10 protein-coding genes are annotated in these 9,278 nt (G+C 67.7%); 9 read left to right on the top strand and 1 reads right to left on the bottom strand.

The features are described from left to right. Positions 1-118 precede the first annotated feature (118 nt). The gene (locus tag ABD993_RS36375; RefSeq protein WP_345428932.1) at positions 119-1,048 is read left to right on the top strand and encodes a hydroxymethylglutaryl-CoA lyase; all 930 of its coding nucleotides are present in this window, start codon (positions 119-121) and stop codon (positions 1,046-1,048) included. Positions 1,049-1,066: 18 nt separating this feature from the next. After that, entirely contained in the window at positions 1,067-1,693 is a 627-nt protein-coding gene (locus tag ABD993_RS36370) for a CoA-transferase (protein ID WP_345428930.1), read from the top strand. On the opposite strand, the gene ABD993_RS36365 is transcribed toward ABD993_RS36370, so the two are convergent. After that, positions 1,677-2,321 carry a TetR/AcrR family transcriptional regulator gene (locus ABD993_RS36365; protein WP_345428928.1) on the bottom strand — a complete coding sequence of 215 codons (645 nt, stop codon included), beginning with the start codon at positions 2,319-2,321 and terminating at the stop codon, positions 1,677-1,679. The genes ABD993_RS36370 and ABD993_RS36365 overlap by 17 nt on opposite strands. 188 nt (positions 2,322-2,509) lie before the next feature. On the opposite strand from ABD993_RS36365, the gene ABD993_RS36360 reads away from it, so the two are divergent. From ABD993_RS36360 to ABD993_RS36330, 7 genes are all read left to right on the top strand, one after another. Beyond that, positions 2,510-3,100 (top strand): flavin reductase family protein, encoded by a 591-nt coding sequence (locus ABD993_RS36360; RefSeq protein ID WP_345428927.1) that lies wholly within the window; start codon positions 2,510-2,512, stop codon positions 3,098-3,100. 16 nt (positions 3,101-3,116) lie between these two features. Then, complete coding sequence (locus ABD993_RS36355; RefSeq protein ID WP_345428925.1) at positions 3,117-4,385, top strand: LLM class flavin-dependent oxidoreductase; 1,269 nt, start codon at positions 3,117-3,119, stop codon at positions 4,383-4,385. Further along, positions 4,382-5,194, top strand: a complete 813-nt coding sequence (locus ABD993_RS36350) for an alpha/beta fold hydrolase (RefSeq protein WP_345428923.1) — start codon at positions 4,382-4,384, stop codon at positions 5,192-5,194. Before ABD993_RS36355 ends, ABD993_RS36350 begins: the two co-directional genes overlap by 4 nt. A gap of 144 nt (positions 5,195-5,338) precedes the next feature. Continuing rightward, positions 5,339-6,523 (top strand): cytochrome P450, encoded by a 1,185-nt coding sequence (locus tag ABD993_RS36345; protein WP_345428921.1) that lies wholly within the window; start codon positions 5,339-5,341, stop codon positions 6,521-6,523. A gap of 27 nt (positions 6,524-6,550) precedes the next feature. Then, the gene (locus ABD993_RS36340; protein WP_345428919.1) at positions 6,551-6,745 is read left to right on the top strand and encodes a ferredoxin; all 195 of its coding nucleotides are present in this window, start codon (positions 6,551-6,553) and stop codon (positions 6,743-6,745) included. Further along, on the top strand, positions 6,742-8,001 hold the full coding sequence (locus ABD993_RS36335) for an NAD(P)/FAD-dependent oxidoreductase (RefSeq protein WP_345428918.1): 1,260 nt from the start codon (positions 6,742-6,744) through the stop codon (positions 7,999-8,001). The genes ABD993_RS36340 and ABD993_RS36335 overlap by 4 nt, the downstream gene beginning before the upstream one ends. A gap of 64 nt (positions 8,002-8,065) precedes the next feature. After that, positions 8,066-8,995 (top strand): SDR family NAD(P)-dependent oxidoreductase, encoded by a 930-nt coding sequence (locus ABD993_RS36330; protein ID WP_345428916.1) that lies wholly within the window; start codon positions 8,066-8,068, stop codon positions 8,993-8,995. Positions 8,996-9,278 lie beyond the last annotated feature (283 nt).

Raw genomic sequence — 9,278 nt, 5'->3', positions numbered from 1 at the left:
CTCGTCGTCGACGAGTTCCCGATGACGGTGACCGGCAAGGTCCGCAAGGTCGAGATGCGCGAGAAGTCCGCGGGACGGCTCGGGCTCGCCGATGCCGCAGCAATCAGGAACGCATGACATGGACTTCGGTGTGACACCCCTCGACGGCCATCCCCTCCCCCCGCGGGTCACGATCTGCGAGGTCGGGCCTCGCGACGGCCTACAGAACGAATCGACGACGCTGCCCGTCGAGGCGAAGGCGGAGTTCGTCGACCGGTTGGTCGACGCCGGGCACACCCTCGTCGAGGCGACGAGCTTCGTGCACCCGAGATGGGTGCCCCAGCTCGCCGACGCGGAGGACCTGCTCAGGGCGATCACCCCGGCCGAGGGTGTCCGATACCCGGTCCTCGTGCCCAACGAGCGCGGGCTGGACCGGGCGCTCGACCTCGGTGTGCAGGACATCGCCGTGTTCGCCTCGGCCACGGAGACCTTCTCGAGGCGCAACCTCAACCGCTCCGTCGACGAGTCGCTGGAGATGATCGCTCCGGTCGTGGCCAGGGCCCGCGAGGCCGGAGTGCGGGTGCGCGCCTACCTGTCGATGTGCTTCGGGGACCCCTGGGAGGGCCAGGTCCCCGTCCCCCAGGTCGTCGACGTCGCCACTCGCATGATGCGGCTGGGCTGCACCGAGCTGAGCTTGGGTGACACCATCGGAGTGGCAACCCCCGGCCGAGTCGTCGCCTTGCTCGACGCACTCGTCGCCGATGGCACCCCGCTCGACTCCCTCGCCGTGCACTTCCACGACACCTACGGGCAGGCCCTGGCGAACACCTTCGCCGCGCTCCGGCGCGGTGTCACAATCATCGACTCCTCGGCGGGCGGCCTCGGCGGGTGTCCCTACGCGGGCAGCGCCACTGGAAACCTCGCCACCGAGGACCTGCTCTGGCACCTGCACGGCCTGGGCATCGACACCGGGATCGACCTCCAGAAGATGGTCGAGACCAGCGTGTGGCTTGCCGAGCACCTCGGCCGCCCGAGCCCGTCGCGCACCGTCACAGCCCTTGCGGGCTGAAGGAGAATCGTCGACCAGGTGGTCACCGCCGAAGCGGCGCTGTCCGACATCCACGACGGCGCCACACCGGCGGTCGGCGGCTTCGGGCTCTGCGGCAACCCATCCACTCCGATTGCGACGCTACACCGCTCCAAGGTCACCGACCTGAAGATCGTGTCCGACAACTGCGTTGTCGACGACTGGGGGCTGGGCATCCTGCTGGCCGACGGTCGTATCAGCCGCGTGACCGGGTCGTGCGTCCTCCTCACCGGCGAGGTGTCCGACGCGCGCCGCGCGACCGAGGTCGGCCTCCTCACCCGGGCGGCGGCGGACGTCGACGCCGAGGTGGCCCGATACGTCGAGATGCTGCGGCTCGGCGCACCGGCGGCGCTCGCCGAGACGAAGGACCTGCCGCTGCGCGAGCGCCCGGCGTCGATGAGCGAGGACCTCGCCGAGATGAACGCCCTGTCCGCGCGGTACTTCGCGGGCGAGGGCGATCAGGAGCGCAGCCGGGCCTTGGCCGAGAAGTCCCGTGAGGCCCCGTTGACCAGCAAGGTCGACCCGGCGGAGCCTTCCTGCCCGCACAGGACGAGGTGTCCCCCGACGGCGAGCACTTCTCGGCCGGATCTCCTACAACCAAGCCACCAGGTCACCGCTCAGCGGTGAGGTAGGCGCATATGGCGACTGCCATCTCGTCGATCATCACGGGCCACGGCGCCGGCATGCCGGACTCGAGGTTCTCCCCGAACATCGCCCGGAAGGCGCACATGGAGTACATGCTCCGGTAGGCGTGGTCGATCGCCGCCTCCGGATCGGGCCGCTTGACCTGGTCCGCGACCCTCAGCAGCACCTCGCGGAACATTGCGCCGCACTCTCTAGCCCCTTGTGACCCCAGCTCGAGGGCCGCCTGGTTCTCGGTCGACACCAGTATCAGGACCCGAAGCAGCGTTTGACGAGCCTGGAAAGTCTCGACGAAACCCCGGACGGCGATATCGACGACCTCACTCACCGATGCTGCGGAAACCAGCCGTTCGTCGGCGAGCCTGCGTGCCAGCTCGGCCTTGAAGTCCTCGACGAACTCGTACTGGATGACGGCCAGCAGTTGCTCCTTCGAGCCGAACCGACGGTAGACGCTGCCGGTCGACACTCCTGCCTCGGCCGCGACGTTCGCGACCGTGAGCGCGCTCGGTCCGTGCAGCTCGAGCAGGAGGGTGCCCGCTTCGTAGATCCTCTTGAGCGTCCGCCTGCTGCGCTCCTGCACTGCGGCGGGGATCTCGGGCGAGGGCGTGGTCATCCACCCAGCTTAGGCCCCGGCCGCACGGCATCCGCTGGAAGTGATCTGGACGTGGGTGTTGACGTCGGCGGACAGAACTGCGAATGTAACGGTACATCCACATTCGGGTGCTCGACGCGGAGCCACCTCAGGGGATCTCCCCGCTTCGTGCCGAGTCGAGTCTTACGCACGGCGTGAGGAGCGGTGCCATGTCTTCGAAGTCGCGCGCTCGTACCGAGCAGCTCGAGTTCCGCAGGTGCCTCGGGGCCTTCCCCACCGGAGTCACCGTCGTCACCTATGACACTCCCGACGGCCGTCGAGGGGCCACCGTCAACTCGTTCGTATCGGTGTCGCTGGACCCTGCGCTCGTGCTGGTGTCGATCGGTGCCGGCGCGCGGGCACGGACCGGCCTGGAAGGCGCTCCGTTCGCGGTCAACATCCTGGGCGCTCACCAGAGCGACGTGGCGGTGCATTTCGCGGGACGACCCAGCGACGCCCTGCGCGTTCCGTGGCAGGCCGAGGCGTCCGTGCCCCGCCTGCGGGAGTGCGCCGCCTGGCTGGAATGTCTGCCGTGGCGGAGCGTCGAGGCCGGTGACCACACCCTGTTCATCGGCGAGGTCGTCGCGTTCGGGCACGATCCGAGCGCCGCGCCGTTGATCTTCCATGCCGGTGTCTTCGCCGACAAACAGTCGAATCCCCCACACGCGCGACGCCCCTCCCTGGCCGAGCGCCTCGACCGTCGCCGCGACTTCGAAATCTGGAGCGACGCGGGCGTGACGTCATCAGCTGTCCCCGCCTGAGCCGAGCAGAGGAACGATGAAACTCACCTACCTCCAGCAAGTCCCGTATCGGCACCTGCCGGACGACTTCACAGACCGGCACTCCGAGTCCGTCGTCACCAACCCGTTCTATGAGCTAGTCGACCGAGACCTCCTGCACACCGACCTGCGTGCCGCTCTCGACGAGTCCATGCATGCCGCGCGCGCCGGATTCGACGCCGTCGCCCTGCAAGAGCACGGCGGGAGCTCCTACGACATCAACCCCAACCCCGACCTCGGTGCCGCGGCCCTCGCGTACGCGACCGGCGCTGAAGGCCTACCGGTCGGCATCTCGCTCTTGGGGCGGTCCCTGGGCAAGAGCCGCGAGCCCTTGCGGGTCGCCGAGGAGCTGGCCTGGCTGGATTGTCTCAGCGGGGGCCGACTGCTGCCCGGGTTCCCGGTCGGACTGGCCTACGACGCGAACGTCAACGCGGGCGTCCCACCGATCGAGACCCGCAGCCGCTACGACGAGAACCTGGAGCTGATACTCCGGGCCTGGACCGAGCGCGAACCGTTCCCCTGGAACGGGCGCTACTTCCAGTCGATGGGCGTGAATATCTGGCCCCGGCCCTACCAGGACCCGCACCCGCCGATCAGCATCACCGGAATCGGGAATCCCCACACCACCCGGTTCGCCCTCGAGCGCGACCTGGGATTCAACCTGGTCGCGCTGGGCAGCGACCCGAAGATCGCCGCCGCACCGATCTTCGACTCGATGTGGTCGATGGCCGCCCAGATGGGGCTCGACGCGAACCCCTACCGAGTGGCGATGGCCGTCACGGTGCTGGTCGGCGAGACCGACGAGGACGCGGAACGCCTCTATGCCCGGCACGTCGAGTACAGCCTGGCGCGCGGGATCGGGCGGATCCCGATGCACCGGCTCGCGCTACCCGGCGGGATCAGCCCGCAGGGGCTCAAGGCCCTGATGTCGCGGCCGTCTCCGCCCGCCGACCTCGCGGCCCCGTCCTATGCCGATGCCGTCGGCGCCGGCGTGGTGGTCGCCGGGAGCCCCGCCACCGTACGGGAGATCCTCGCGGACTACGCGCGGAGCTTCCGGCTGGGCAACCTGCTCGTGTTCCTGCAGGTCGGTTCCATGCCGATCGAGCTCACCAAGCACAACATCGACCTGTTCGCGGCAGAGGTCGCGCCCCATCTGCGGCCCATCTGGTCGGAGTACGACGAGGACAACCGCTGGTGGCCCGTCGCCCTCGGCGGTCAGCCGGCGTCGAACAAGCAAGCGGAGACGGCAGGAGCGCGGCTGACATGAGCACACCAACCATGATCGAAACCCGGACCGTCAGCACCTGGGGTGACCAGATCCGGCTGCAGGTCAAGGTCTTCGGGACCGGCCCGGCACTGATCTACCTGCACCCGCTCGGCGGCTTCGTCCGCGACGACTTCCTCGACGAGCTGGCCCGCACCCACACCGTCTACGCCCCCGAGCTGCCGGGTACCAGCGCCGACGACCCGTTCGCCATCCACAAGGTCGACGACATCTTCGATCTCGTGCTGGTGTACGAGGAGGCCTTGCGCAAGCTCGGCGTTCACGGGGCACCGGTCATCGGCCAGTCCTTCGGCGGCATGCTGGCCGCCGAGCTCGCCTCCTGCTTCCCGGACTTGTTCGGTCAGGTAGCACTCCTGGGTCCAGCCGGCCTCTGGTTCACCGACAAGCCCTGGACGCTCGAGGTACTCACCGGCCCGCCGTCGAACCTGCCGAGCCTGCTGTTCAGCGACCCCTCCGCGGATCGCCCCCGGGCGATGCTGGCACTCCCCGAAGACGCGACCGCAGCCGTCGACGCTCTGGCCCACCTCACGTGGACCATGGGATGCGGCGCGAAGTTCCTGTGGCCGGTACCAGACCGCGGCCTGGTGCGACGACTGCACCGCATCAGCGCCCCGGTCCTCGTCGTCTGGGGCGAGGACGACCGGATCATCCCCTCGTCCTACGCGCATGAGTACGGCAAGCGGATCGCCGGCAGCACCGTGCACGTCCTGCCGGGCTCGGGGCACATTCCCCAGGTCGAGCAGATGGAGGCGACGCTCGAGCTCGTGTCCGCCTTCCTCGCCGGCCGCTGAGGACTCGTCTCGCACCGGTTCCGATCGAGACCATCGAACCGGTGCGAGTCAGCTCGAGCGGCGTCTCGATCTCGGCCCGCGAACCGCTGCTGACGTCACGTCCACACGCCGTCTAGATCACAATGAAGTGAGAGGACCAGCGAGATGACCACCACCGGACTCGGCCTGCCAACCAGCGACATCGACCTCTTCTCCGACGAAGTTCTCGCGGATCCGTATCCGTACTATCGCCGGCTTCAGGACATGGGGCCGCTCGTCGAACTGCCACAGTACGGTGTCGTCGCACTGGCCCGGTACGCCCAGGTGACGGACGCACTCACCGACTGGGAGACCTTCTCCTCGGCCGACGGCGTCGGATTGAACGACATCTTGAACCAAGCATTTCAGGGCACGATCATCGCATCGGACCCGCCCTACCACGATCAGTTGCGCGCAGTGCTGGCCGAACGGCTCGCGCCGCGATCGCTGCGCACCTTGAGAGCCGACATCACCGAGCGAGCCGACCGACACGTGGAGGACCTCGTTGCGCGGGGATCTTTCGACGCCGTGACCGAGCTAGCGCGTGCGGTGCCTGTCGCCATTGTTCTGGACCTGCTGGGTTTTCCTGCCGAAGGGCGCGATCGGTTGCTCGAGTGGGCCGAGGGCTTCGGCAACGTCAACGGCCCCGCGAACGAGCGCATGCAGGGTTCACTGCCGGTCGTCGAGGAGCTCTTCGGCTGGTTGACGACCACCTGCACGCGCGAGCGGATGGTGCCCGGAGGTTTCGCCACGACGATCCACGAGGCCGCCGAGCGAGGCGATATCCCCGAAGAGGCAGTGGTGCCGCTCATGTCGAGCTACGCGCTCCCCGCCATGGAGACGACCATCAGCGCAATCGGCAGTGCGGTCCAGCTCTTCATGGAGAACCCGGACCAATGGGAGGCGGTGCGCGCAGACCACTCACTCATTCCCGGCGCGTTCAACGAGGTGCTCCGGATGGAGTCGCCGGTGCAGGTCTTCACGCGGGTCACGCATCGGCCGTACTCCGCTGAGGGCGTCTCCATACCGGAGAACGTCAGGGTGGTGGTCCTCTACGGCGCCGCCAACCGGGACGAGCGGAGATACCCCGATCCGGATCGTTTCGACGTCCGGCGCGAGAACGTCGACCATGTCGCGTTCGGCTTGGGAACCCACTCGTGCCCGGGCCAGGGGCTGACGAGACTGGAGGCACACGCGGTGCTCGAAGCGCTGGCGCGCCGTGTCGACAGGTGGGAACCGGCCGGCGAGCCGCGCCGAAGGATCATGAACATCACCCGGGCTCTGGACAGCCTGCCCGTCGTGGTCCATTGAGCGAGTTCCGGAGAAGGGGAGACACTCGTGCCCGTCATTCGCGCCGACAAAGCGAGATGTGAAGGCTACGGAAACTGTGTGATCGCTGCACCGGAATTCCTGGATGTCGACGACGAAGGAGTCGTCGTCGTGATCCAGGAACACGTTCCTGACAGTGCGCTCGGGCGAGCGGACAATGCCGCGCGCTCCTGCCCGGTCAGTGCGCTGCGAGTGGACAGATGAACGGAACTGCGCTTGTCGTCGGAGCCTCGGTGGCGGGCATCCGTACAGCCCAGGCGCTGCGCGCGGAGGGATGGCGCGGTCGGGTCATCGTGGTCGGTGAGGAACCACATCTGCCCTATGACCGGCCGCCGCTGTCGAAGCAGATGTTGACCGTTCGTGGTGCGGTGCGGTCGACGCCACTGATCACTGAGCGAGAGGCGGTGGCGAGCGAGATCGAACTGTCGCTCGGTGTCCGAGCCGTCCGGCTGGATTCGCGGAGGAAACGAGTCGCGCTCGAGGACGGCCAGGAGCTGTCCTACGACCAGTTGGTGATCGCGACCGGGGCCGCCGCGCGGCCGTCGCCGTGGGGTCGGCTGACCGGCTTGCACGTGCTGCGCGATCTCGACGACTGCATGGGACTGCGACGGGCTCTTCATGACGAGGGTCGAGTGAAAGACGGCCATGTCGTCGTCGTGGGCGCCGGCTTCATCGGCTCCGAAGTGGCGGCTGCTGCGAGGGCGTTGGACTTGCGGGTGTCGATGGTGGATTCGCTGCCCACGCCCCTGGGCCGCGTTGTGGGACCGGCGGTCGGAGGCGAATTCACCAGGCTCCACCACCGTCATGATGTGGAGACGCACTTCGGGTCCGGAGTCGCGTCGATCACTCGGTCCTCCGACCGACTTCATGTCCTGCTCGACGACGGCACCGACTTGTCTGCGACGGTGGTCGTTGTCGGAATCGGCGCGAAGCCGAATGTCGAGTGGCTTGCGGGGTCCGGTCTCCCCCTCGACGACGGCGTGCTCTGCGATGAAGAAGGGCGGGCGATCGGCGCCTCCGACGTCTCCGCTGTCGGCGATGTGGCGTGCTGGACGGATCCAGACACCGGGATGCCGCGGAGGGTCGAGCACTGGACCCGTGCGGTGGAACACGCGAACCAGGTCGGCCGACGACTCTGCGGAGCCACGGTCGAGAGCGTCGAGCAGTTCGTCGAGTACGTCTGGAGCGACCTCTACGACTGGAAGACGCAGATCATCGGGCGCCCGATGGACGGCTCGCGCGTGGAGTCGGTCGGTGAGTTCGACGGAGCTGAGACGAAGGCGGCCGTGCTCTATGCCGATGAGCAGGGCGTGCTGAGGGGAAGCCTGACCGTCAACTGGCCACGCGCGATGCTGCTGCTCCGCAGGGCCATGGCGCAGCGCGCGGACGTGCGGGCAACCCGGGACCTGATCGAGACGAAGCTGTGGCCACCGCGCTCCTCGGCGAGGATTCCGATCTGAGCCGGGCCCCTACCCGGCCAGTGCAAGCGGTGCGCTGCTGATCAAATGAAGGATGAACAGAGCAATGACGGAAACCAGCAGGCTCGACTTCAACGAACGTGTCGCGATCGTCACCGGAGCAGGATCCGGCATGGGCCGCGAATACGCGGTGACGCTGGCATCCCGGGGCGCCAGAGTCGTTGTCAACGACATCTCCACTGGAGCCGCCGCCGATACCGTGCAGTCGATCACGAACGCTGGTGGGACAGCTGTGGCCGACAACAACAATGTCGTCACCAATGCCTCGGACCTCGTTCGCACGGCCGTCGACAAGTTCGGCCGCCTGGACATCGTCATCAACAACGCCGGTATCGTGGGGTTTGGTCGCCTCTGGGAGATGGACGGCGAGGCGTGGTGGAAGATCTTCGACACTCACGTCAAGGGCACCGTGGAGGTATCACGCCACGCGATGACACATCTCATCGAGTCAGGTAGCGGCCGACTGATCAATACCTCGTCGCACGGCATGCTCGGCACGTCACATCTGTCGGCGTACAACGCCGCCAAGGCGGCGATCTGGGGGTTCGGCAACAGCATGGTCGAAGAGGCCGGAGCTGTCGGAGTGCAGGTCACAACCGTCATGCCATCGGCCTGGACCCCGATGACCGAGGGTGCGTTCGACAACCCGGCAGTGGTGAAGCTTCTGCGGGAGCAGTTCCCGGCGAACGCCGTCGCCGCCTTTGTGACCTGGCTCGCGCACCAGGACACCACCGTGCACGGTGAGACTTTCCAGGTGGCCGGGGTGTCAGCCGTCCGGACCGCCTTCAGCGCGATGCCTCGGGTCCGGGTCGAGAGTGCCACCCCTGAGGACTGGGCACGAAACGCCGACACCCTCATGCGGGACGGAGAACTCACACCACTGCGCAACGGGGGTGAGTCGTTCCGCGCCGAGCTCGTCTCCTTCGACCCGTCGATGGACGCCGAACTCGCCACGGCGGCTGTCGTACCGAAGTAGGCCCCCAGCAGCGGTCCCCCGGATCGCCGGGAACTGCTGGGGCCTCAGACCCGAACAGGAGCGGCTGCTGCCGGGGCCGGTGCAGCCAAAGCCGACGAGTTGGGCCGGAAAGCCCTTGCGGTGCGGTGCGACGTCTCGGACTCGCGAGCTACTCCATGACCGGGCAGACGCTCCTCGTCGACGGCGGCTGCATGGCCACGTAGCCCGCCCACCCCGTCCGCGCCAGATCCCCCCAGAGAACTCGACATCGCTCAGAGCAGAGGAGCAGCACACCATGACGACG

Origin of the sequence: Pseudonocardia xishanensis, assembly GCF_039541715.1 — a bacterium.
In the GTDB taxonomy this organism is placed as follows: Bacteria; Actinomycetota; Actinomycetes; order Mycobacteriales; family Pseudonocardiaceae; genus Pseudonocardia; species Pseudonocardia xishanensis.
This window is presented reverse-complemented; position numbering and strand designations above follow the sequence as displayed.